The organism is Williamsia sp. z71 (assembly GCF_059553375.1).
Window position 1 is genome coordinate 173,186 of sequence record NZ_JCANWX010000006.1, and the last position, 22,739, is coordinate 195,924.

The following is a 22,739-nucleotide window of genomic DNA, read 5'->3' on the forward strand; positions in this document are numbered from 1 at the left end:
GTCGGCCTACGCAATCTTCGCGTCAGCCAATCTGTTCGCACAGGGACACGATGATCCCGTCCGGGCCCCGCACGTATGCCATGCGCACGCTGTTCTTGTACTCGCCGATGCCACCGACGAGCCCGTATCCGTCCCTGGCCAGCTCATCGACGACCGCCTCGAGGGCACCGACCTCGAATGACACGTTGCGTAGGCCGAGCTCGTTGGCCATCGCCGTGGGCAAACCGGGTGCGGGGTCGGGACTCACAAACTCCGCAAGCTCGATCCGCGACCCGCCATCGGGTGGCCGCAGCATTGCGATCTCGCAGTGTGCGCCCGGGATACCGCAAACGGTCTCCACGAACTCCCCCTCGACGGTCGCCGTGCCCTCGACCTCGAGACCTAGTTTGACGAAGAACGCCGTGGCTGAGGCCAGGTCTGAGACAGTGACGCCGATGTGGTCGAAACGTAGTACGTGCGCCATGGGATCAATCCTCCGGTGGTTGTCTACTTCTGCAATGGGGAGACGGAGTCGGAGCTGGAATTTCGACACAGCGGCACCATCCATACACAACGTCTCACACCGAATATCTCGCGGACAGATATTGCCGGTGCCGACTCCGGACGAGGACAGGCGCTTTGTCGCGTTGTGACTTCAAAATGGGACCGCACCCCGTGGAACCACACCCATGGGGCTCTGCGGCTCAAGGTAGGTGGAAAGGTTCGTCGATGACGAGGTGATCCCTTCGGCATGGTCACGGGCCCGAATCCCGGCGGGGACGTTCCGTGCCACCACCTCGACGTCCGTGCCCTCGTCCGCGCGGCGCAGATTCCACTCCATCTGCATCGTCTCCTGGAACGCCGGGTCGTCGGACTCGAAGTCGATCTTCTGCACAATTTGCTCTCCCGGGATGATCCGCGAGATCTGAACTTCCGTGACGTCCGAATCAGCCGATGTCTTTCCATGAGCGTCGGAAGCACCCACGCAGCGATTGGACGGTGCCGCGTAGGAATGGCGTAAGAACCCCGTTCTGGCTACGTCACCGCAGACAACCCTGCGAGCGCTTGTTCGACGTGCTCGGGCCATTCCCTCCGCTCCACCCGGTGCACGGCCGACTCGCCGCCAAATGCACTCGAGATCACCACATCCGGTTCCAGCGATGCCAGCAGCTGCAGACTGTCGGCCAGCGCGCGGGCATCGCTGAAGGCTGCGAGGTAGCCGCCGGTCCAGTCGCCCACCGCGTTCACGAAGAGCACGTCACCGGTGAACAGGTACCGGCTGCCGTCGGCGCCCGGCACCAGGTAACTCGTGCTACCCACGGTGTGCCCCGGCGTGGGGATGACCTCTACCCCGTTATCGTCGATGTGGCGGTCCGCCAGGGGAATATCGATGTGGGCGTACTTACCGATGGCGTCTGCCTCTGCCACCGGAGCGCGTAGCCTCGGCCCGAATCGCTCGGCAATGCGACCCAGCATCGGCCCGGCCTCATCCACATGGGACAGGTAGTGATCGACGAAACCGCCGCGACGGTCCAACTCGTCAAAATCTGCGTCGCTGGCAACCGAGTAAAACAACGCGTTGCGGTTCCCGGCCCACAGATAGGCATGCGTGGTCAAACCTGGGAACGGGTTGTCTTTCCGTGTCTCCCACACGCCAGGTAGGACTTGTCGCACCACGATCCTCCTCATGGACGTCGCGTTTGATCCACGCCCCATGCTGCAACTTCATGCGCAGTTGAAGTCAAGGGGTTGCGACTGTCTCGAGAAGGCACGAGCGATCAGAGATTGGTGAGAGAGTGAACCCCCCGAGGGTGCCCGGAAAGGAACGGCAGATGCGCGGACGTCGACTGATGGTGGGTTTGGTAGTCGCAGGTCTCGTACTGGCAGTGCCGGCTTGCGGTATCGGCGACAGTGGAGTTGCCGAGGGACCCGACGCCACAGCGGCCGCGAGCGTGTCCACGAACGAGACCGGCTCGCCTGACAGGCCCGATTCAATTCCCGCTCAGGTGACCGTGCACCGACCAGGCTTCGTTGACATCGATCAATCCGCCGGCGACCTGCCCGTGTGGCCCGGACCGGACCCCACCGAGTTCCTCAAGCCCAACCCGCCCGCGGGTGAGATCGGCCAGCTCACGGGAGTGCAGGCAACGGACGTGTTTGTTGTGGCCCAACATAATCCGGATTCACTGTGGAACGTTGCCGGCACAGCCCAGTGGCTGGTGGCCCCCTCTCGTGAGGGTCGTGGACCGAGCGGCGGATTCTGGCCTGGTCAAAGGCTCGTTGTTTCGAGCGAGCGTCTCAAACAGCCGGGACAACGGTGTGGACCAGTTCCCGCAGTTCCGCCTTCACTTGTTGCGCGCTCAGACCAGACTTCAGTAGGTACTCGATGAGATCTGAACGCAGCGCGGCGAGCAGCGCGTGTGCCTGGAAGGAGGCGCGCTCACCCGCACCTGCATCAGCGAGAGCGTCACTGATTGCGTTGTGCCACAACGCATATTGCGCACTGCTATAGGGGTCGTTGACACCCTCGAACGCCAGCATCAGATAACGGTTCTCGAGTTTGAATGTCGCGAGCGCCTCCACTATGGCGCGAACTCTTTCGGAGCCGGGGCCTCCCGGGCCGAGGGGTGGCGCGCCGTCGAGAACGCGCTCCTGCAGCGACTGCTGCTTTTCGGCTATCAGGCTTTGCAGCAGCCCATCGCGATCACCAAACCGCCGAAACAGGGTTCCCTTGCCAACGCCGGCCGCGGTGGCCACATCATCCATCGACACGTCGCGGGAGCTGGCCGCGGAGGCGAAGAGACGATCCGCTGCGGCAAGGATGGACTCGCGATTGCGGCGCGCATCGGCGCGCTCCTTCGGTTGCGTCACGGGGGTACCTTCCTGCCACCTTGCTATACGGACCGCCGGTCCGTATGTTCATATTCGGACTGCCAGTCCACATCGTAACCGAGGGGAACGCCATGACGAATCCGCCGCCGACTGCGGACCAGGTCTTTCGCCGCAGTCTCGCTCTGCTGCTGGCCAAGGACATCACCGCATGGCTCGCACTATGTGCGGACGACATGGTGATCGATTTCCCGTTCGCCCCCGAGGACTACCCCAGCCAGTTGAACGGCAAGGCCGCGGTGGCGGAATACATGAGGGACTACACCGACCTCGTTGACCTGCACCACATCACAGCCCTGGAAACCCATCCGACAAATCATGGGGACCGTGTGGTCGCCGAGTGGAGCGGCGCGGGCCGCGTGGTAGCGACCAAGACCCCGTATTCGATGTCGTACATCGTCGTCGTCACCGTCCGAAACGGCCTCATGACCCACTATCGCGACTACTGGAATCCACTCGGAATTCCCAAGTCTTTCAGCGATGCCAAGACCAACCAGGATGGAATAACAACAGCATGAGTACATCGTCAACTCTCGTCATCGGCGCCTCGGGCAACACCGGCCGCCGGGTGGTCCACCACCTGGTCGAACGCGAGCAGTCCGTGGTGGCCGCCGGCCGTCAAGGCACGGCAATCCCGGGGGCAGCGTCGGCAATCTTCGATTGGTACGACAGCTCCACGCACGCGTCGGCTTTGATTGGCGTGGACCGCATATACATTGTTCCGCCGGTCGGTGATCCCGAGCCGAGCCGAGTGGTGATCCCATTCCTTCGCCTGGCCGCTCAAAAGGGCGTGCGCCGCGTGGTGCTGCTCAGCTCGTCGGCAATTCCCGTCGGCGGGCCCGGTGTCGGCGCAGTGCACGCCCAGCTGCCACAGATCATCGACGAATGGACGGTGCTGCGACCGTCGTGGTTCATGCAGAACTTCACCGACAACCACCTCCACGCAGATTCGGTGCGCTCCGACGACACGATCTGGACGGCCACCGGAACAGCACGTGTTGGCTTCATCGACGCCGACGACATCGCCCGTGTCGCGGCCGAAGCCCTGCTCGAGGCGCAACCGCGAAACCAGGAGCTCATCCTCACCGGCCCAGAAGCGGTGTCCTACGACCAGATCGCCGAGGTCTTGTCGGCGACCACCGGGAGAGCGGTTACGCACAAGCAGCTTTCAGGAACTGCACTCCGGGTCCGGATGGGGCAGGTCGTGCCGCCCGCGTTCGCGGAGATGCTTGCGGTCATGGATGAGTCGATCGCCGAGGGGTCCGAGGATCGCACGACCGAAGAGGTGGAGCGCGTGACCGGCGACCCCCACGTAGCTTCCGCGAGTACGCAGAGTTGCACGCGCACAAGCTCAACAGGTGATCTGAGGTTGACGTCGGCGTTCAGGTCGGATCGACGCTCATGTCCCCCGTCTCGGGTGTCCCATCAACCAAGCCATAGCGCAGGTATACAGCGCCTCTCGAACCAGCCACTGGGGGTTCGAGAAGCTTGAGATTGGTCGGCACAGCCCCACCGTCGAACACCCCCTTCCCCACACCGAGCACGATCGGATGCACCCAGAGGTCGAGCCGGTCGAAGAGCTTCTCGCGCAGCAGGGTCTGCACCAGGTTCAGGCTGCCGACAACCTTGATGTGTTCGTGGCGGTCCCGGATCTCGCGGACCGCGTGGGCCAGATCCGGGCCGAGCTGCTTCGATCCCGCCCACGGGAGGTCGGGTTTGCCGCGGGAGGCGACATACTTCGGGACGCTGTTGAAGAGCGTGGCGATCTCGTTGTCCTCGCCCCCCTCCTGATGCGGCCAGTACGCGGCGAAGATGTCGTACGTCCGCCGGCCGAGCAGCAGCGCGTCCGTGCCCTCGTACGCAGCGTGTACCTGCGCACCGGTGGCGTCGTCGATTAGAGGCGCCTGCCAACCACCGAACGGGAATCCCTCGGGATCTTCGTCGGGGCCGCCAGGCGCCTGCCCGACGAGGTCGAGGGTTGCGAACAGCTCTATGTCGATCAGGCCCATGGTCAGCTCCCCTATGCGTTGGTTACCTATGTCCAGAGATAGACCAGCGAACGCAGGAGAAGTCATCGGCGCAGTGGGGCTACTGTTCGCTGAGCAAGGCTGCGACCAGAAACGCGGTCGTGGTGCGTTGCCAGTGCTCCGGCGTCCAGCCGAGAGTATTTATGGCGACGAAGTAGTTCTCGACGCTGGCGATCAGAAAGGCAAGATCGGCGGCGTCCTCGACAGTGAGTCCACTACGTAGCGCGTCGCGATCGGCCAGTAGGTCTGCGAGGGCGCGGTACGCGGTGCGGCGTTGGCCCTCATTGACATCCCACTGGGTCGCAAGGTCGGGATCGGTGCCGACGGTGCCGCGGACGACGGCGAGCAGCGGAGCCACCCGCTGCAAGATCTCGCGGCCACCGGCCATCCAGAGCTCGATGATCCGGACCGGGTCGGATTCGGCCATCAACTCTTGGAACCACGGACGGTCGAGCAGAGGCACCGGCTCATCGTCGCCGACTGCCGCGATGTCGAGTGCCTCCTTGAGCAGCGTCGCCTTGTTTCCGAAATGGAAGTAGACCGTCTGCGTCGCGACGGCCGCGCGCGTCGCGACCTGATCGAGAGTTGTTGAGCCGTAACCCTTGTCAAGGAACAGGTCTGCAGCTGCGGTGATGATCCTGCGCCTGGTCAGCCGGGTCTTCTCGGCGCGGCTGACAGTCGGTGCCGGTTCGTTGTTGACGGAATTGATCATTTGTTAGAGACTACTCTAGTGACTCACTATAGTTCACTACAACGGAAATGGAGGAGATCATGCCCGACCTCGCCCCGATCCATCACGTGAAGATCCCGGTCAGCGACGTTCACGCCAGCATCGACTGGTACCGGCGGGTGCTCGGGCTGGAAGTGGCCATCGAGTTCACCGAAGATGACGAGCTGCGTGGCGTCGCCCTCAAGACCCCTGACGGCACCACCCAGATCGCGCTCCGGCACGATCCCGTTCGCGCCGCTGCCCTGTCCGGCTTCGACCTCGTCGCACTCCGCGTCCCGACCCGCGATGGTGTCCACGCATGGGTCGAACACCTGGCCACAGTCAGTCAGCAGCACGGTGGGATCGTCACCGGCCACCACGGCGGCGCCGTCCTCATCGGGCTGCACGACCCCGACGGCATAGAGATCCGTCTCTACGCGGACTGACCCAACCCACAAACCGAAAATGCACCGAGAAGAGGAGAACGCCATGAAATATCACGATTCCGGAGGAACCGGCGAGCCGCTGGTCCTCGTCCATGCGGCCGCATTCGCAGACTGGTTCGTCCCACTCGACCGCGAGCCGGCCGTCGCCGACCTGCGCCGGATCCGCGTCACCCGCACCGGATACGCCGACCCCGCACCCGCCGAACCACTGTCGGTCGCCGACCACGCCGCGGAGTGCGCCGAACTGGTCCGTAGCCTGGGGATCGAGCGGGCCCGCGTGCTCGCGCACTCCTCCGGCAGCGCGGTCGCACTACAGCTGGCGCTGGACCACCCGGAGGTGGTCGGTGAGCTCGTCTTGGTCGAACCGCCGCTGATCGACCCGCTTTTGCCACCCGAGGATCGGGCGGCCGTCGCCGCCGCCATCGGCCCGGCTCTGGGTGCAGCGATGGGCGCCGCGGCCCAGGGTGACCTGCCCACCGCCTTCGACACCTTCCTGGCTGCCCTGTGCGGACCGGCGTACCGAAGCGTCATAGCAAACGCCCTCGGCCAAGCCCGCCTCGAACGCGCCGAACGCGACTGCGGCTACTGCTTCACCGGCGAGGTGCCCGCGCTCAGCGCGTGGGACTTCGACAAAGAACTGGCACGCCAGATCACCCAGCCGGTCCAGCTCGTCGCCGGTGGCGACAGTCCAGTCTTCACGCATCGGCTGGTCGACTACGTCGCCGCGATGTTGCCCGACGCCTGCACCACCGTCGTCCCCGGGCACAACCACCTGCTCCCCCTCACCGCCCCAGCCCTGCTGGCCGAGCTGGTCCGGAACCCGGTCGTCACTGTCTGACCGCAACAGTTCTCGTCGTCAGCGCTCCGGTACGCCGAGAAGGAAGGTGCGCAGCGCTTCGTTGAACTCGTCCGGGGCTTCCAGGTTGCAGAGGTGCCCAGTTCCCTTGAGCACAACCAGTTCCGAGTCACTGATGGCGGAATGGAGAGACTGCGCCACGGACAGCGGAGCCCGGACATCCTGATCGCCGCAGACCACAAGCGCCGGAATCTCGATGCCGGGCAGTGTGTCTCGCAGGTCTACATCGGAGGCTCGCGCCATGGCGCGGAATCCGACGGGGCGAACCTGCAGGAGACTCGCCCCGAACGCTCCGACCACATCCCAGGGAGTCGTACCGCAGAACATCGTCGGGAGCAGTGTGTCGACGAGTTCCCCCGACGAGAGGTCGGCCAATTCCAAGGCCTGCCGTAGCCGTTGGTCGGCCACCTCGGAAGGCAATGACCCTCGCCACCCCGCGTAGGCCGATACCAATGTCAGAGAACGTGCAATGCCCGGGTGGCGCCGATTGAAATCCAAGGCCAGCGCACCACCGAAGGAGAGCCCGACAACGTGTGGGTTGTCGAGCCCAAGGTGGTTGATGAACTCCGCAAGATAGTCGGCATACTCCCCTACGCCGGTGCCGGCTGGAGGATCCGAAGAAGACCCGGCGCCGGGCGCGTCCCAGGCCACCACCGTGAAGTCGTCGGCAAGCCCGTCCAGTTGCGGCTGCCACGTTCGCGGGCCGTCACCGACGTATCCGTGGACGAGGACGAGCGGGGGTCCGTGCCCGGCCCGTTCGTATCCGATCCGTAGTCCCGCAACCTCGACCCTGTCCATGACTCGCCCCCCAGCGTCGGAAGTGCTCGACACCCAGATTGCCCCGATTGACGATGCCGAGCAAGGGTTACGGCGATTCTGGCGCAACGTTCATCAAAAGAATCGACTCCGACGCACACGAATACTCGGAGCCCGGCAACCGAAAACCGCATCTCCCTGATATTCGCCTCGACGGTCACTACGATTTTGGCGAACAGCGTTCGACAGAGCGTTGTTGAGTCGGGGGGCACACGTGAAGATCAGTCGGGCTACGGGCGCATTGGTGGTGGGAATCCTACTGGCCACAACCGCTCTGGTGGCAGTGCAAACCCCCGTCGCATACTCTGCACCGTCACGTCAGCGCACCGAATCAATCGTGCAGACCTCATCCCCGATCACCTCGGTCGTCGAATCAGTTGTTCGCGTCAATATTCCGCTTCCCAGTACGGTAGGCGCACATCCCACTGCCTGCGATTGGCTTTCGTACCAACGGTATCGCGCCGCCGACGGGCCAACAGCCTCCGCGGACGCAGACAAAATATTGATTGCTCAGCCCGGCGTGCTGGAAGGCGCCGGCGCGTTCGACAGCGTCGCGCGCAATACCGTGGCCGCCGCCGCGGCCGACGGCCGGCAAATCGAGTTCTGGGCTCTGGACCGGCGCTCGAATTGCTTGGAGGACCACACCGGAATCGACGCAGCGGTCGCCAACCAAGACATCAGCGTTGCCATCGATTACTACTACGGGCAAGGCGCAGTCGATGGACGGCGATTCGAGGGATTCGTACCCGATACCGATCTGGGGTGGCTCTCGCACATCGGGATCGAGCAGACCGTCGTTGATCAATACGATCTGCTGAGCGCCGAACTGCCCGACCCGGCGTTTCGGAAAAACAAGGTGCTCTGCGGTGGTCATTCGCTCGGTGGCTCACTGACCGCCTATTTCGTCCAATGGGAATTCGATGGCCGACCTGGTTACCAACAGTGTTCCGGCTACTTCGCACTCGACACCACAATCGATACGACGTTGCCACTCGGGGACATGTCGACACTCAGCGCGCTGCTCCCCCAGACGTCTCTCGGAATGGACGCTCTGGACGCACTGACCACCCGCGGACTGCTCCCACGATCGGCGAACCTTCCAGCACTGATCAACCCCGAGACCATGAACCTACTCGGCCTTGTCGGCGCCGCCGCCCACATCGATCCGAACAGTGAAACGCACTTCCTGAAGAGTGTGCGCAACAACAATATTGACAATTCGTTACGGCTACTCTTTTCCCGAGACGCCGCGGGCCTCGCCACCGACACGACGCCGCTCAGAGAATTTCGCCTCACCAACACGGCCCTCCTCGGCGGGTTGATGGACAACAACTCCCAACCATTGGCCTTTCTGCAAACCTCCGTCGGCATGTTCGATGGCGGATTGCTGGCCGACAAGAACTTCCCCCTGTCACACGACCTCAATGTCGCGAACCGCCGAATCGCCGCGGGAATGCTCGGACCCGATCCCCTGGTCATACCTGCAGTCGCACGGGGACCGCTCTACACGTGGCAAAACTTCGACGAGGTCACCAGCAGTACGCCTCTCGACCAATACGGGCGCCCCTACACCACCCCCGCCCACGAAGTCACCGACATCAACGACCTCGCCAGGAGTCTCGCGGACCATCCCTTGGATTTCACTGAGCAGTACTTTCCGATGAGGCTGTTGGTCGAGAGTGTCCTGGGACCCACCACGCCCGCGATCACCAACCACCTCCGCCACCCAGCGGGACTCACCGCCCACCCGATCTTGAATCTCCTCGGTGGGAGTGGAATCACCGCCGGCGTGATGACCACACCGGAAGATCTTCCACGTGGCCGGACCGTCATCGCCCCCGGCTACCACCACCTCGACGTCCTGACGGCCGCAGCCCGGCAAAACAACGGAACCGCGGACCCCATATCGTCCAACCTGGCCGAGTTCGCCACCAAGTAGCTCCTGGAGGCTGTTGTCGACGGTGTCGAACCCGAACCGGTCTCGAGTTCCGAATTTGCTGTGCCAGCGTCTGTTGCCGGTGTCAGGTCTCTGATGGTTGACGATGGTGGTTGTCTGATGCAGGCAGTGCAGCGGAAGCCAGGAGGGCAAGTTTGTCAGCGTCCGCGGACCCTGGGTCGGGGTGATAGACAACAAGTTTGAGGTGCTCGGCGCCACCGATGCTGAGCCTCTCCCGGTTGAGGGTCATCTCGCCGACCTGCGGATGATCGAAATGCATGGGCGCGCCGAACTGCCCTTTGACGTCGTGCCGGGCCCAGAGCTCACGGAACCGAGGGCTCGCGAGTGAGAGCTCGCCGGCGAGTTCGATGAAACGTGGATCGTCGATATCGGTGCCCACGGACTGCCGCAGATTTGCGATGAGGCACTGCGTGGAGTCCTTCCAATCGGGATACAGGGCCTGCTCGGCCGGATCGAGGAACAGATCTTTGAGCTGATTGCCACCGACGGCCAACCGAGGCGAAAGAGCAACTGCCAGTGCGTTCGAGGCCAGGATGTCGAAATACCGTCCCTCGATGTAGGCAGGCTGCGCCATCGAGGCCACGAGCTTGACCATGCCGGCGGGCACCGTCTCCTTGCGTGGCCGCCGTCGGCTCGGTCGGGGCTTTTCCGAGACCAGCGACATGAGGTATGCAACGTGATCCTCGTCGAGATGCAGTACGCGAGCGATCGATTCGAGGACCTGCGTCGACGGATTGCGATCGCGGCCACGCTCGAGGCGTAGGTAGTAGTCGGCACTGATACCGGCCAGCATGGCGACTTCTTCGCGTCGCAGGCCTGGCACTCGGCGCACGCCCACGTCGGGCATGCCCACCTGCTGCGGCGTCACGAGTCCACGGCGTGCGCGGAGATACTCGCCCAACGTGTTTGGCCGGTTCGTCATGACATCAGCGTAGAACTTCCGCGGCGACCGAGAGGGGGCCTGCCACACCCAGGGATCAACGGGGCACTGCCGCCGGCGGGCGGTCGTACCTAACGTCATTTTCGGCCCACCTGGGGCACGTATCGGAAGGAAGCGCCATGACCGTCACACTGATCACCGGAGCCAACAAAGGAATCGGGTTCGAAACTGCCAGGCAGCTCACGAATCTCGGTCACACCGTCTACATCGGGGCACGCGACGCCGACCGAGGCGCGAAGGCTGCAGCCGATCTCGGGGCGCGCTTCGTACAACTAGACGTGACCGACGATGCGTCGGTGAGCGCAGCGCTGGCCACAATCGACTCGGAACAAGGCCACTTGGACGTGCTGGTGAACAACGCAGGAATCTCCGGCGGCGGGATCGTCGACGGCCCAACCGCTCTGCGGGTATTCGATACCAACGCGGTCGGAATCGTCCGGGTCACAGAGGCGGCGCTGCCCCTGCTCCGCACGTCGCAGAATCCGATCGTGGTCACCATCTCCAGTAGCGCCGGGTCGTTCTGGGCGGTCAACAATCCCGACCGCCCGGAGTTCGGGCTGGCGGCGCCGCTCTATGCCGCCTCCAAATCGGCCGCGACCATGCTCATGGTCCAGTACGCCAAGGCCGAGCCCGGCATCAAGTTCAACGCACTCGAACCCGGCTTCACCGATACCGATATGACGGCAGCACTGGGGATGAGCGGCGGACGATCGGTTGAGGAAAGCGCCAGGACCGCCGTCCGCCTGGCCACGCTGGGCTCCGACGGCCCTTCCGGAACTCTCCGGGACGAAGCCGGCGAACTTGCTTGGTAGCCGAGCATTTTCACCGATCCTCCCTTGCCGTGATGCTCACTTGGACAGTAACTTGCCTTTGGGTATAGTTATTGAGTGACTCACATCACGGTCAAGGGGTGTCGTGGCCCATCGGTCGTCCACCACTTGTCCTCGCAGTTTTGTTGACATTGGTGCGATAAGCCCGTGTCCCGAACGGGATCCGGTTTTCCTGACCGAGGAGTTCGAATTGCCTGAGCCGACGGACCTTGACCACATCCGGAAACTTTATGCCGACGAGCGGCAGCGGCGAGTGCGAGCGCAGGGAACCGGCCAGTATCACTACGTCGAGGACTCGGTCGATCCATGGGCAACACCGATCGTCCGGGACGCGGTGCACGATGAGGTCGATGTGGTGGTGATGGGTGCGGGTCTGTCGGGACTCGTGTTGGGGGCGATGCTGCGAACCGAGGGTGTCGATCGGATCCGCATGATCGACAACGCGGGCGACGTGGGCGGTACCTGGTATTGGAATCGATATCCGGCAGCACAGTGCGACGTGCAGTCGTACATCTATCTGCCACTCCTGGAGGAAATGGGCTACATCCCGACCGAAAGGTACGCCTACCAACCGGAGATTCTGGAATATTGCCAGTCGATCGCCCAGAAGTATGACCTCTACCGTGACGCCTACTTCCAGACCGAGGTCGTAGATGCGACCTGGAACGAATCGAATGCACGGTGGACGGTTACCACCAATCGCGGCGATGTCATCGAAGCGCAGTTCGTGGTGATGGCGGGAGGCGCCCTGCAACGACCCAAGCTGCCGGACATTCCCGGACTCGAGACCTTCGGTGGCGCTTTGTTCCACTCGAGCCGCTGGGACTACGCCTACACAGGCGGAGCGCCGGGGCCCACAGGTGGCGGGCTTCCGGGGTTGGCGGACAAGCGCGTCGGCTTGATCGGCACCGGCGCCACCGGGCTGCAACTGGTATCGCCGTTGGCCCGGGCTGCGCAGCATCTGTCTGTCTTTCAGCGAACGCCGGTTGTCGTTCTCCCGCGGGACAACCGGCCCACGGATCCGACCTGGGCCGCGACACTGGAACCGGGTTGGCAAGACCGCCATATGTTCTCGTTCAACGAGCAGACCGTGGACGGAGCCGCCGAAGACCTCATCGACGACGCGTGGAGTCACACCGTGTTTCCGGTGATGGCAAGCCACAATCGGGCCATGTTCGGGGCCGGCGAGTTACTCGAGCAGGCCGAGGTCGACGACCTCGCCGCGATGAACGTCGCCCGCGCCCGGATTGCCTCGATCGTCAAAGATCCCGAGACCGCCGCCGCCCTGATGCCGAACTTCCGGATGCTCTGCAAACGGACCTCGTTCCACGACGACTATCTGGAGTCGTTCAACCGGCCCAATGTGGCCCTGGTCGACACCAAAGGCGCCGGTGTGCAGAAAGCCACCCCGACCGGCGTGGTTGCCGACGGCCGTGAGTATGAACTCGACTGTCTGATCCTGGCGACCGGCTTCGACATCGGCCGCGGGCTATTGAAAGCCTGGGGCGTTGATCCGGTCGGCGTGAACGGAATACGGATGACCGAGTACTGGGGCAAGGGCGTCCGGACGCTCCACGGTATGCAGGTGCACGGTTTCCCGAATCTTTTCCTACACGGTCCCGGCCAGGTCGCTCCGGCCTACAACTGGACGAGCAGCGTGATCGAGATGGGCCGGCACATCACCTATGTGATCGCCACGGCCCGAGCCAGGAACGTGCAGCGCGTGGACGCCACCACAGATGCCGAGGAGTACTGGGTCGGTGTGCTCGGCCAGACCCCCTCGGCGCTGGTCGATTACCGGAGGGATTGCACCCCGGGATATTTCAACAACGAGGGCAATGTCCGGGCGGGGGCGTCCCCGAACTTCGGCCGTGGCGCCAATGAGTACTACAGCATTCTGCAGAAGTGGCGTGCAGACGATCTTTTGACGGGACTCGAGTTGATGTGACGGCCAAACCCTGGGCCGAAGTTCGCGGACGGTCACCTATGTAGATACTGCTGCATCCAACAGCAATGCCGTTGGATGCAGCTTGGTGATCACCTACGCGTCAGCGGTTCATTCTCGAGAATTGGTCCCATCGGTCTGGGAAAAGAATCGCCAGTCGCCGTCCGCATTGACTTCCATACGGAAACCCAGCTGCCCGGAAGGAACCTCACGGTTCTTGAACCATTCGTAGGCATCTTCGGCATTGTTGAACTCGACCTCGTCGATAACATCTTCGTCAGGGTTGAGCACTCGATATTCCGCCATGTCTCCCTCTCGTCGAACTGCGTTCCCACGACTCTCCGCGGGTCATCCGTCGGGTACCCGACAGTTCGCGTGCCTACACATCGGTCAGGTCTCGGTCGTCTCCACCGGACTCCTGCGCCGCCGGACGATGCCGGTGACCACCGCAAGGATCGAGCCGACGGCGAGGATGACCGCCGATGCGAACGGAAGGAGATTGTCGATGAGTCCGATGATGAGGACCACCGGAATCGCCAGAGCCGGCCACGGGATGGTCATCCGCCAATTGCCCGAACTCCAGCCCAGGATGGCGCAGATCCCGGCAATGAACAGTGCCAGCCCGCCGCACAGGACCCAGCGGCCTGCTGCGGTCAATTCGCCGACCGGATGCAACACATACTGCTCGATTCCGACGCCGAGGAGAGCCGCCCCCAACGTGAGTGGTAGGTGGCCGTAGATATACCCATCGGCGCGTCCACTGCCGACCGCACGGTCATCGTCCTGTATCTCGGTCTTCGCCTCGGCACCACCGATGTCGAAATACATCCACCACACCGCCGCGGCAATGGTGAAGCCGAGCGCCGCCACCAATGAGGACGACCACGCCCAGTGGGTTTCGTGCATCCCGAGCACGATCGCCGAGATGGATTCACCCAGCACCAGAATGACAAAGAGCCCGAAGCGCTCCGGCAGATGTTCGAGGTGCAGTGGCACGTTGGGGCCCCATCGGGTGGCCGCGAATGGCGCCATCGCCTCGATCGCAATGCCGACCGCCCACAGGATGTACGTGATCGGCGACGGAGTGAACAAGGATACGGTCCAGATGACCACGCTGATGACCGTGGCCGCGAAATACAGGTTGATCGTGACCCGTACTTCGGCGATATGACGCCACGCGCGCAGATACAGCCCGGCGAGGATCACGCGGGTAGCGATGTAACCGACACCGAACGCCACGGTCCCGTCGCCTCCGACGGCGGTGGCCGCACTGGCCGCCATCACCGCAATCGCGAAGGTGGCGGCCAATTTCACCACGCGATAGACAACGTCATTGGTATCGAACCGGTTTGCGTACAGCGTGGTGGTCACCCAGGACCACCACGTGACCACGAACAAACCCGTGAAGACGGCCGCACCGTGCCACCCGAGATCATCTTTCAGGGCGAGCGCGAGCTGATGGATGACCAGCACATACGCAAGGTCGAAGAAAAGCTCGAGTCTGGTTGCCGCACGGTCATCTTTGGTCCGCAGTCGTGGCGGCTCGATGAGCGGGGTGCGCTGACCGCCACCGGTGTCGTCGTCGTCAGCGGTCTGATCGCCGGACTGGCTCGTAATGCGCTCACCCATCTGTGAGTTGTCCTTACTGTAGGCCCGCCGGTGTGCATTGAGCCAGGAACGACACAATCACGTCATTCCCCGATACCCACAGGTGAACGCCCGCAAACCGCCCGGTATCAGCCACTATCCGGCGCCCGCCGTCAGGCGGGCGACCACGCTCACGATTTGACGAATGCGGCCTCGATCAGCAGGTGGGTGGCCGGCCGGGAACCCTTCTTCGTGTAGCGCAGTCCCCAGTCGCTGCGATCGAGGTGGATGTCCGCGGTGACCGTCGCGACGCCATCCACCACGACGACCTGGGCTGGGACGGTCACGGGTCGTGTGTGACCGTGAACGGTCAGATCGCCGACGACATCTACCTGTCCCGAGTCCTCGGCTCGCACCTGTTTCGCCGCAAAGGTGATGGTGGGGTATGTCCGGACGTCGAAGAAGTCCGCCGAGCGCAGGTGCTCATCACGCTGACGGTTATTGGTGTTCAAGGACGTGGCGTCCACGACCAGCTTTCCAGTTACGCTCCCGTCGTCACCGACCGTGCCGGCACCTTCGGCGACCTCGAAAGTACCGGACACGGTGAACACCCATAAGCCCTTGGCGGAGAAGGTGATCGAGGTGCGGCCAGGGACCAGCGCCCACGGCCCGGCCAGCGCCCGTAGATCAGAGAGAGAATCGATCCGCGATGTCATGGTCAACCTCCGGTAGTCGGGATCCGAGGCCGGCGAACCATCGGGTCCGGCAGCAGGATCGCCAGTGTAACGAGGTCGAGCAACGCTACCCACGCGACAAAGCCGACGATCTTCGCGCTCAGCCACAACTTTTTGAGCAGCGACTCAGGCCGGATGAACCTGCAGGGTCGCCGACCGCGGGCCTTCTTCTTCGAGGTGGTCCACGATCGAGGCGTACTGGCCGTACTTGGCCCGATAGGCGGCGTCCACCCGCACGAGGTCCTGGTCCGCAGCGTCGGTGAAGGTGACGTCAAAGGTGTTCTGGCGCGCCACTATCTGACCGTTACGAGTGGCGATCGCGGCGCGGAACCAGGCTGCGGTGGGCCCGTTGGCCGAGCGGACGAACACGTCGGCGCCGTCGCGGACGATCCAGATGGTCGTCGGCCCGCGGGCGCTCCCGTCCCGCCGGTAGGTGATCACCTGCACCTCCTGCGGCGCGGTGAGTACGGCGGCGTCCTCAATATTCCATGTCTTCATCGGTGCCCCTCGGTTCGGCTTTGACCTGCGGATCACACCCGACGATTTCTTTCTGCACGGCCAGGCCCTCCGCCATGCGATTGTCCGGTGTGGTCGTGGGCTGGTCCGGCAGCGGTAACTCGATACCGTGTTCGGCCGGCACCTCGTTGGTCGCGTGGAGGAAATCCAACGCCTTCGACATGCCCACATACGGCCCCGCTTGGTACACAACCTCTTCCACCTCGATCGGTGTCACCCCGACCGTCAATGCCGCCCCGAGCGTGACCCGGTATTCGCGCACCGCCTGGACGGCGATCATCGAGGCGGGTTGCACCATGGGTCGGGTCCTGGCGTCGAGGCGGCTGTCCGCGAGCACCTCGTCGAAAGCAAAGTCGTCGAAGTAGTCGATCAACCCGGGATCGGTCTGCGCCAACGCAGATGCATGATCCGGAAACAGCTCATCGCGACTTTTCTGCGCTCGGGCATTCACCACCATCCTTTGCCCTCCTCATCGCGGCCACACCTTCAACTCGACAGAGCCCGACGTTTTGAATGTATGTCCGCTGTCTTGATCGCGGGAGGGCCTATCAGTACCCCGTTCGCGAACCGGACGGTCGATCTCGACAAATGGTGCATCACCCGCGGATTCATGTCCGACCGCGCGGAAGACCAGAACAGCCCGGTCCACCGTTTGGCTCCCGTGATGTCATTCACGACTCGTCAGTACCAGTGGCGCCCCGTCGGTGACGGCGATGGTGTGTTCGCTGTGAGCGGTACGCGATCCGTCGGCGGAGCGGATGGTCCAGCCGTCGTCGTCGTAGATGATCTTGTCAGTGGTGCGGGCGAGCCAGGGCTCGAGTGCGAGAGTCAATCCGGGACGCAGTTTGAGACCCCGTCCGGCGCGGCCGACATTCGGGACGTGTGGGTCTTCGTGCATGGTGCGCCCGAGTCCGTGGCCTCCGAACTCGGTGTTGACCGGGTACCCGTAGTCGGCGGCCACAGCGCCGATGGCGGCTGAGATGTCACCCAGGCGGTTGCCGGGCAATGCTGCCGCGATCCCCGCCTCCAGAGCGACTTCGGTGGCTTCGATGAGGCGCTCGTCCTCGGGCCGGGGAGCGCCGACGATCACACTGCGCGCGCTGTCGGCGACCCACCCATCGATCGAGACCGCAATATCCATGGTCAGGAGGTCACCGTCACGTAGTACGTAGTCATGTGGTAGCCCGTGCAGCACAGCATCATTGACCGACAGGCAGATGACGTTTCGGAACGGACCTCGTCCAAACGAGGGAGCGTAATCCCAATAGCACGACTCAGCACCGCGCTGGGAGATCAGATGGCGGGCGCGATGTTCGAGGTCGAGCAAGTTCACACCCGGTTTCGCCCGGGCGGTCAGGTCGTCGAGCAATCCGGCGATGAATGCGCCGGTGACGCGCATCGCTTCGATCTCGCGAGGTGTCTTCAGTTCGAGCACGGAATTCCTCTCCAACCGGCCCAGCTGGCCGGTATTTAAATACCAGCTTAGCCCGCGAATCCGGTATTTTCATACCGGCCTGGAGTAGGCTGGCGACATGGTTCGTCTCCCGCTCACTCCTGCTCAACTCGCGACCGGTCAGCGCCTCGGCGCGTATCTGCGTCAAGGACGCGGCGATCGCACTCTCGCCGAAGTGGCACAGGCCGCGGCGATCTCGCCCGAAACCCTGCGGAAGATCGAGACCGGCCGGATGCCGACCCCGGCATTCACAACCATCGCGGCACTGGCCCGTGCCCTCGCCCTGCCACTCGACGACCTGGCGGACATCTGTGTGGCTCCTGACACCGACCTTCGGAAAAGTGGCTGACGCGAGCTCACCGGTCTATCGGCCAGACCTTCCTCACCACCGCTTTACGGATCTCTTCGATCCACAGCACTGATGAGGCGACGGCGATGGCGAAGAACCACTGGGTGCCGGTCAGTGACGTGGTGTCGAAAAGGTCTTGAAGCGCACCGATATTGATGACCCCGATGTGCAGCACGATGATCGCCACGAGCGAGAACCAGATCGCCTGGTTCGTGAAGGTCTGCAGTGAGAACACGGATGTCCGGTCAGAGCGCACGTTGAGCAGGTTGAACACCTGATAGAAGACGAACGTCGTGAATCCCAGCGTGGTGTCGAGGAGCGGATCGTCGGCGTTATCCGGGAAGATCTCATCGGCGCCGGCGATGACGAGAATCGTTCCGGTGGCCATCACCACTCCCAGCGCAAGAATACGAAGCAGCCGATTGCGGGTGAGAAGACGTTCGGTCGGCGAGCGTGGCTTCTGCCGCATGATGTCGGGCTCGGTCGGGTCGACACCGAGCGCGAGCGCGGGTGGCCCGTCCATGATGATGTTGACCCAGAGGATCTGGATCGCAGTAAACGGTGATCCACCGGCGATCCCGGCGACACCCGCGGTGAGAAAGATCAAGACAAAACCCCACGCGGTCGTGAGCTGAAACTTCACGAACTTGATGATGTTGGCGTAAATGCCGCGCCCTTCTCGGACGGCCGCAATGATCGTCGCGAAATTGTCATCGGTGAGAATCATTTTCGCCGCGCCCTTGGACACGTCGGTTCCGGTGATACCCATCGCGATTCCGATGTCGGCTTGCTTGAGGGCGGGTGCGTCGTTGACTCCGTCACCGGTCATGGCCACCACCTCGCCCGCGTCTTGCAATGCCCTGACGTACCGGATCTTGTGTTCGGGTGCCACGCGCGCCAGAACACCGAATCTTGCTGCACGATCCCGTAATTCGCCGTCGTCGATCGTATCGAGATCAGTCCCCGACACGGCTTCACCGACGATCCCGAGGTCACCGGCAATCGTCGACGCCGTGGTGAGATGGTCACCGGTGATCATGTGTACCGCGATACCGGCATCCTTGGCGGTCTCGATGGCTTCGCGCGCTTCCGAACGCGGTGGGTCGAGGATGCCGACCACGGCATAGACGGTCAAACCGTCGACCGCGTCGAACAGCCCTTCTGCGTCGTCCGGCACGTTGTCGAGCGTCTTGCCGGCAATCATCAGGGTGCGCAGACCTTCTCGTGCCAGGTCGTCGACGACCGCGGCCAACCTCGCCCGGTCATCATCGGTGAGATCGCGATCCCCATCGATGTCACGCACCCGGCTCGCACGCTCCAGCAGTGGTCCCGGTGCGCCTTTGGCGTAACAACGCACGCCGGCGGTGTCGGGACTCTGGTGGACGTGGAACGTGGCCATGAACTTGTATTCGGAATCGAACGGGACCTCGGCCACGCGCGGATAGGTTCGGCGGGCGCCGAGTACGTCCACGCCACCCTTCTCGGCAAGGACCCCGAGCGCTCCCTCGGTGGGATCGCCGACCAACACGCCATCGGACACAGCGGCGTCGTTGCACAGTGCCATCGCCAGGAACGCGCGCCGAAAATCGGGCAGGGGTTGCTCTCCATCGGACAGGATCTTGCCCTCGGTGGAGTATCCAGAGCCGGTTACCCGGAAGGTTTGGCCCGCTGCCTCGAGTCGCCGGACCGTCATCTCGTTGAGTGTCAGTGTGCCCGTCTTGTCCGTGGCGATCTGCGTTGTGCTGCCCAGGGTCTCGACAGCCGCTAGCTGTTTGATGATGGCCCCGCGTTTGGCGAGCCGCGAGGCTCCCATCGCCAGCGTGAAAGCGACAACTGCGGTCAACCCTTCCGGAATCGTTGCCACCGCAAGCGAAACCGCCGTCAGCAGCATGTCCGACCATGACTCACCTCGAATCAGGCCGAGTACGAACACGATCAGAACCACCACAAACGCAACGCCGGTCAACAACGTGGCGAGTTGATCGATGCGGCGCTGCAAGGGGGTCTTGGCGGCACCCGCAGTATGCAGAAGCGCGGCGATGGTGCCGAACTGAGTGTTCATCCCGGTGCCGGTCACGACCATGGTGGCTCGTCCGCGGGTGACCTCGGTGTTCATGAACAGCGTGTTCGTCCGATCACCGATGGGCAGATCAGGATCGTCGAGGACAGCGATGCTCTTGTCCACCGGGTGCGACTCCCCCGTCAACGCCGACTCGGCCACCTGCAAGCGCGCGGCCTCGACCACCCGGCCATCGGCGGGTATGACGTCGCCCGCCTCCAACAAGACCACATCGCCCGGCACTATCTCGGTGCGGGGCACGTTCTGCACACGACCGTCTCGGCGCACCCGCGAGACCGCCACAGACATATCGCGAAGAGCCTGCAGATTGCCTTCGGCCTTGGTCTCCTGGACGTAATTCAGCACCGTGTTGAGAGTGATCACCGCCAGGATGACCACGGGCGTCTCCCATTCGTGGGAGACCGCTGCGCTGACCGCTGCGGCGATGATGAGCACCACCGTCATCTTGTCGGCGAGTAACCCGAGGATTCTGCGCCATGCCGGGATACGGGCGGCTTCGTCCAGGCTGTTCTCGCCATGGACCTCGAGGCGTCGGCGCTGGTCCTCACTTGACAGACCCTGCTCGACATCGACGTCGAGATCCCCGACGATCGTCTCCACACTCGCGGTGTGGACAACGCTTGGTAGCTGCTCGGTCATCTGGCGCTCCTTACTGGGCTCGCCAGAGATTGCTCAGAATAACCTCTGGCGCACAGGCCGATCCGCGCATACGTCCGAAAGGACCGATCCAGACGGGCGGCACTGCACCGGTCGCTCGGCCCAAGCGGTCCACGCTCGGACCCATCACCTCTGCGGGTCGAAGTCGACAGTGAATCGACCATGCGGCGGTTCCGACATTATCGCAGCCATCGCTCCCCTGCGTGTGGGTTGACGCACGCGGGTGAAAGTGAGTTCATGTTGTGACGACCAGCTTTTGGAGAGGCCACCGATGACCGAGGACAGCCGCAGGAAGGTACGGCGGAGCGGACCGTGGTGGTATGCCCCAAAGCGGTGGATGTACCGGGGCGGTCACCCTCATGCGCTCGCCCGGGCGATGAACTCGCTCTCGGCATGGATGTACGATCGCGGCTGGTTGACGGCGGGGCGGGCCGCGACGCTGGTGGTTCGAGGCCGACGCAGCGGCGCGCCCATCTCGGTGCCGGTGGTGGTCGCCGATTTCGAAGGAGCGCGCTACCTGGTGTCGATGCTCGGCGACGACGCCAACTGGGTACGCAATGTGCGCGCCGCGGCCGGCGTGGCCACGCTCGGTGCGCAACCGGTGCGTCTCGTCGAAATCCCCGTCGACGAACGAGCACCCATTTTGCGTCTTTATCTGAAGGTGGCGCCGGGAGCCAGGCCGCACATCCCGGTCCCCCGCACCGCGCCGATGACCGAATTCCAGAGTGTCGCAGCATCATATCCCGTATTCAGAATCGAACAACACCCCGACGCTCCCGGCTGACTGCCTACGATTCAGAGGGAGAAACCGTCACGAATCAGTCTTGATCATTGATGCGTGCGCGGATCGCAGCGGCGGTGTCGGCGTTCTCTGACTCCAGTTTTTGTATATAGGCGACGGCGTCGCCGACTGTACGCAGCGCAGCGAGATCTTCATCAGGGATTTTGACGCCATACTTATCTTCGGTTTGCACTGCTATTTCAACCATCGACAATGAGTCGATATCGAGGTCGTCGACGAATGATTTCTCGATGGTGATCTCTTCTGGCTCGATGCCGGTGACCTCTTCGATGATTTCAGCTATGCCGGCGATCAGTTCTTGTTCAGTGGCCATGCGTGGAAGTCCTTCTCTAGGAGGGGGTTACAGCGTTGAATGTCAGCTGGGAGATCGGCCGGCCTTTGTCTCGGCGACATCATTCGTGGTTCGAGTCGGGTATCGCGGTGTTGTGCCCGGCCGCCTTCGCAATTCCAATTCCGGGTACATGGGATCGAACACTTCGAAGCATTCTTCGATCGCCGCAGTGAGCAGCTTCCACACCTGGTGCGCCGTGGGTTTGCGGTCCTCCCACCCCGACCCGTAGACCTCGACACCATCGTCGAGGCCGAGTTCGCTCGGCGGTATGACGGTATGTGAACCGGCACACCCATCAGCGTGAAGGCCTGGGCAGCGATGGACGATATAGCTACCGCGGTGGTCCCAGCCCAATGCCGTCGATTGGTCAGGAAAACCATTCCATCGCGACTGGGAGAACACGAGTATCCGCTCCCCCGTGGCCATCTGAACATATTCCCGCGACATCGTGTCCGCGCGTCCCAGCGAAGCCGGGAATGCGAGCTCGATTCCATGCGCGGCCATTCGTTCGAAACTCGGGATGTCGTCCCCCTCGACCACGAACCTCTCACCGGCGAGATCGGCGACGTCCACCCACACCTGATGCGCCAGTCGTACGACTTCGCGCTGCTGATCGGAAGGGACAGTCGGCTCGAGCGACATGGCACGAATCGAAGATTTCGACAACCCGATCTCGCCGGCGATCTTCCGATCACTGAGACCCTCGGCCCGCATCAACGCAATGGCGCCCGCGATCACATGACGTTGCGCCAGGTCAGCGTCCGAAGAACGCGTACGAGCGGTCTCCACCGCTGCCGCCGCTACGTCGATGCGATACGAATGTGAGGAAGGCACCA

Annotated in this window: 26 protein-coding genes; 9 read left to right on the plus strand and 17 right to left on the minus strand. The window is 63.2% G+C overall.

Features of this window, described 5'->3' with window-relative positions; all coding sequences use genetic code 11:
• Positions 1–22 precede the first annotated feature (22 nt).
• From AC51GR_RS15975 to AC51GR_RS15990, 4 genes are all read right to left on the minus strand, one after another.
• Complete coding sequence (locus AC51GR_RS15975) at positions 23–463, minus strand: VOC family protein (RefSeq protein WP_496325611.1); 441 nt, start codon at positions 461–463, stop codon at positions 23–25.
• Positions 464–634: 171 nt separating this feature from the next.
• Entirely contained in the window at positions 635–964 is a 330-nt protein-coding gene (locus AC51GR_RS15980; RefSeq protein ID WP_496325612.1) for an SRPBCC domain-containing protein, read from the minus strand.
• 50 nt (positions 965–1,014) lie between these two features.
• The gene (locus AC51GR_RS15985; protein ID WP_496325883.1) at positions 1,015–1,653 is read right to left on the minus strand and encodes an MBL fold metallo-hydrolase; all 639 of its coding nucleotides are present in this window, start codon (positions 1,651–1,653) and stop codon (positions 1,015–1,017) included.
• 624 nt (positions 1,654–2,277) lie between these two features.
• Positions 2,278–2,850 carry a TetR/AcrR family transcriptional regulator gene (locus tag AC51GR_RS15990; protein ID WP_496325613.1) on the minus strand — a complete coding sequence of 191 codons (573 nt, stop codon included), beginning with the start codon at positions 2,848–2,850 and terminating at the stop codon, positions 2,278–2,280.
• Positions 2,851–2,942: 92 nt separating this feature from the next.
• On the opposite strand from AC51GR_RS15990, the gene AC51GR_RS15995 reads away from it, so the two are divergent.
• Positions 2,943–3,386 carry a nuclear transport factor 2 family protein gene (locus AC51GR_RS15995; RefSeq protein WP_496325614.1) on the plus strand — a complete coding sequence of 148 codons (444 nt, stop codon included), beginning with the start codon at positions 2,943–2,945 and terminating at the stop codon, positions 3,384–3,386.
• Entirely contained in the window at positions 3,383–4,360 is a 978-nt protein-coding gene (locus AC51GR_RS16000) for an NmrA family NAD(P)-binding protein (RefSeq protein WP_496325615.1), read from the plus strand. The genes AC51GR_RS15995 and AC51GR_RS16000 overlap by 4 nt, the downstream gene beginning before the upstream one ends.
• Here the strand turns inward: AC51GR_RS16000 and AC51GR_RS16005 are convergent.
• On the minus strand, positions 4,251–4,877 hold the full coding sequence (locus AC51GR_RS16005; RefSeq protein WP_496325884.1) for a dihydrofolate reductase family protein: 627 nt from the start codon (positions 4,875–4,877) through the stop codon (positions 4,251–4,253). The genes AC51GR_RS16000 and AC51GR_RS16005 overlap by 110 nt on opposite strands.
• Before the next feature lie 79 nt (positions 4,878–4,956).
• Entirely contained in the window at positions 4,957–5,607 is a 651-nt protein-coding gene (locus tag AC51GR_RS16010) for a TetR/AcrR family transcriptional regulator (protein WP_496325616.1), read from the minus strand.
• Between the two features lie 59 nt (positions 5,608–5,666).
• Here AC51GR_RS16010 and AC51GR_RS16015 point away from each other — a divergent pair, with 59 nt between their 5' ends.
• Both AC51GR_RS16015 and AC51GR_RS16020 read left to right on the plus strand, forming a co-directional pair.
• Positions 5,667–6,050 (plus strand): VOC family protein, encoded by a 384-nt coding sequence (locus AC51GR_RS16015; RefSeq protein ID WP_496325617.1) that lies wholly within the window; start codon positions 5,667–5,669, stop codon positions 6,048–6,050.
• A gap of 43 nt (positions 6,051–6,093) precedes the next feature.
• Positions 6,094–6,888 carry an alpha/beta fold hydrolase gene (locus tag AC51GR_RS16020; RefSeq protein ID WP_496325618.1) on the plus strand — a complete coding sequence of 265 codons (795 nt, stop codon included), beginning with the start codon at positions 6,094–6,096 and terminating at the stop codon, positions 6,886–6,888.
• An 18-nt stretch (positions 6,889–6,906) separates the two neighbouring features.
• Here AC51GR_RS16020 and AC51GR_RS16025 read toward each other — a convergent pair whose 3' ends face one another.
• The gene (locus tag AC51GR_RS16025; protein ID WP_496325619.1) at positions 6,907–7,704 is read right to left on the minus strand and encodes an alpha/beta fold hydrolase; all 798 of its coding nucleotides are present in this window, start codon (positions 7,702–7,704) and stop codon (positions 6,907–6,909) included.
• A gap of 520 nt (positions 7,705–8,224) precedes the next feature.
• Here AC51GR_RS16025 and AC51GR_RS16030 point away from each other — a divergent pair.
• A complete protein-coding gene (locus AC51GR_RS16030) occupies positions 8,225–9,661 on the plus strand; it encodes a hypothetical protein (protein ID WP_496325620.1) in 1,437 nt (478 codons plus the stop codon).
• 82 nt (positions 9,662–9,743) lie between these two features.
• Here the strand turns inward: AC51GR_RS16030 and AC51GR_RS16035 are convergent, their stop codons facing one another.
• Complete coding sequence (locus AC51GR_RS16035) at positions 9,744–10,601, minus strand: helix-turn-helix domain-containing protein (RefSeq protein WP_496325621.1); 858 nt, start codon at positions 10,599–10,601, stop codon at positions 9,744–9,746.
• A 137-nt stretch (positions 10,602–10,738) separates the two neighbouring features.
• Here AC51GR_RS16035 and AC51GR_RS16040 point away from each other — a divergent pair, with 137 nt between their 5' ends.
• Together AC51GR_RS16040 and AC51GR_RS16045 are read left to right on the plus strand one after the other, a co-directional pair.
• Positions 10,739–11,431, plus strand: a complete 693-nt coding sequence (locus AC51GR_RS16040) for an SDR family NAD(P)-dependent oxidoreductase (RefSeq protein WP_496325622.1) — start codon at positions 10,739–10,741, stop codon at positions 11,429–11,431.
• Positions 11,432–11,639: 208 nt separating this feature from the next.
• Complete coding sequence (locus AC51GR_RS16045; RefSeq protein ID WP_496325623.1) at positions 11,640–13,397, plus strand: flavin-containing monooxygenase; 1,758 nt, start codon at positions 11,640–11,642, stop codon at positions 13,395–13,397.
• Between the two features lie 108 nt (positions 13,398–13,505).
• On the opposite strand, the gene AC51GR_RS16050 is transcribed toward AC51GR_RS16045, so the two are convergent.
• The 6 genes from AC51GR_RS16050 to map all read right to left on the minus strand — a co-directional run bounded on the left by AC51GR_RS16050 (position 13,506) and on the right by map (position 17,666).
• Entirely contained in the window at positions 13,506–13,700 is a 195-nt protein-coding gene (locus AC51GR_RS16050; protein ID WP_496325624.1) for a hypothetical protein, read from the minus strand.
• Positions 13,701–13,784: 84 nt separating this feature from the next.
• Positions 13,785–15,023 (minus strand): low temperature requirement protein A, encoded by a 1,239-nt coding sequence (locus AC51GR_RS16055; RefSeq protein WP_496325625.1) that lies wholly within the window; start codon positions 15,021–15,023, stop codon positions 13,785–13,787.
• A 149-nt stretch (positions 15,024–15,172) separates the two neighbouring features.
• The gene (locus AC51GR_RS16060) at positions 15,173–15,697 is read right to left on the minus strand and encodes a YceI family protein (RefSeq protein WP_496325626.1); all 525 of its coding nucleotides are present in this window, start codon (positions 15,695–15,697) and stop codon (positions 15,173–15,175) included.
• A gap of 144 nt (positions 15,698–15,841) precedes the next feature.
• Positions 15,842–16,213: a DUF2255 family protein gene (locus AC51GR_RS16065; RefSeq protein WP_496325627.1), complete on the minus strand. Its 372-nt coding sequence runs from the start codon at positions 16,211–16,213 to the stop codon at positions 15,842–15,844.
• Positions 16,194–16,688 (minus strand): carboxymuconolactone decarboxylase family protein, encoded by a 495-nt coding sequence (locus tag AC51GR_RS16070; protein ID WP_496325628.1) that lies wholly within the window; start codon positions 16,686–16,688, stop codon positions 16,194–16,196. Before AC51GR_RS16070 ends, AC51GR_RS16065 begins: the two co-directional genes overlap by 20 nt.
• 210 nt (positions 16,689–16,898) lie before the next feature.
• Complete coding sequence (gene map / locus AC51GR_RS16075; RefSeq protein WP_496325629.1) at positions 16,899–17,666, minus strand: type I methionyl aminopeptidase; 768 nt, start codon at positions 17,664–17,666, stop codon at positions 16,899–16,901.
• A gap of 97 nt (positions 17,667–17,763) precedes the next feature.
• On the opposite strand from map, the gene AC51GR_RS16080 reads away from it, so the two are divergent.
• Complete coding sequence (locus AC51GR_RS16080; RefSeq protein ID WP_496325630.1) at positions 17,764–18,033, plus strand: helix-turn-helix domain-containing protein; 270 nt, start codon at positions 17,764–17,766, stop codon at positions 18,031–18,033.
• A 7-nt stretch (positions 18,034–18,040) separates the two neighbouring features.
• Here AC51GR_RS16080 and AC51GR_RS16085 read toward each other — a convergent pair whose 3' ends face one another.
• Positions 18,041–20,752 (minus strand): cation-translocating P-type ATPase, encoded by a 2,712-nt coding sequence (locus AC51GR_RS16085; RefSeq protein ID WP_496325631.1) that lies wholly within the window; start codon positions 20,750–20,752, stop codon positions 18,041–18,043.
• Between the two features lie 289 nt (positions 20,753–21,041).
• On the opposite strand from AC51GR_RS16085, the gene AC51GR_RS16090 reads away from it, so the two are divergent.
• A complete protein-coding gene (locus tag AC51GR_RS16090) occupies positions 21,042–21,554 on the plus strand; it encodes a PNPOx family protein (RefSeq protein WP_496325632.1) in 513 nt (170 codons plus the stop codon).
• Positions 21,555–21,588: 34 nt separating this feature from the next.
• Here AC51GR_RS16090 and acpM read toward each other — a convergent pair whose 3' ends face one another.
• Positions 21,589–21,885, minus strand: coding sequence for a meromycolate extension acyl carrier protein AcpM (acpM, locus tag AC51GR_RS16095; protein ID WP_496325633.1), 297 nt, complete (start codon positions 21,883–21,885; stop codon positions 21,589–21,591).
• A 42-nt stretch (positions 21,886–21,927) separates the two neighbouring features.
• Positions 21,928–22,737 (minus strand): hypothetical protein, encoded by an 810-nt coding sequence (locus AC51GR_RS16100; RefSeq protein ID WP_496325634.1) that lies wholly within the window; start codon positions 22,735–22,737, stop codon positions 21,928–21,930.
• Positions 22,738–22,739 lie beyond the last annotated feature (2 nt).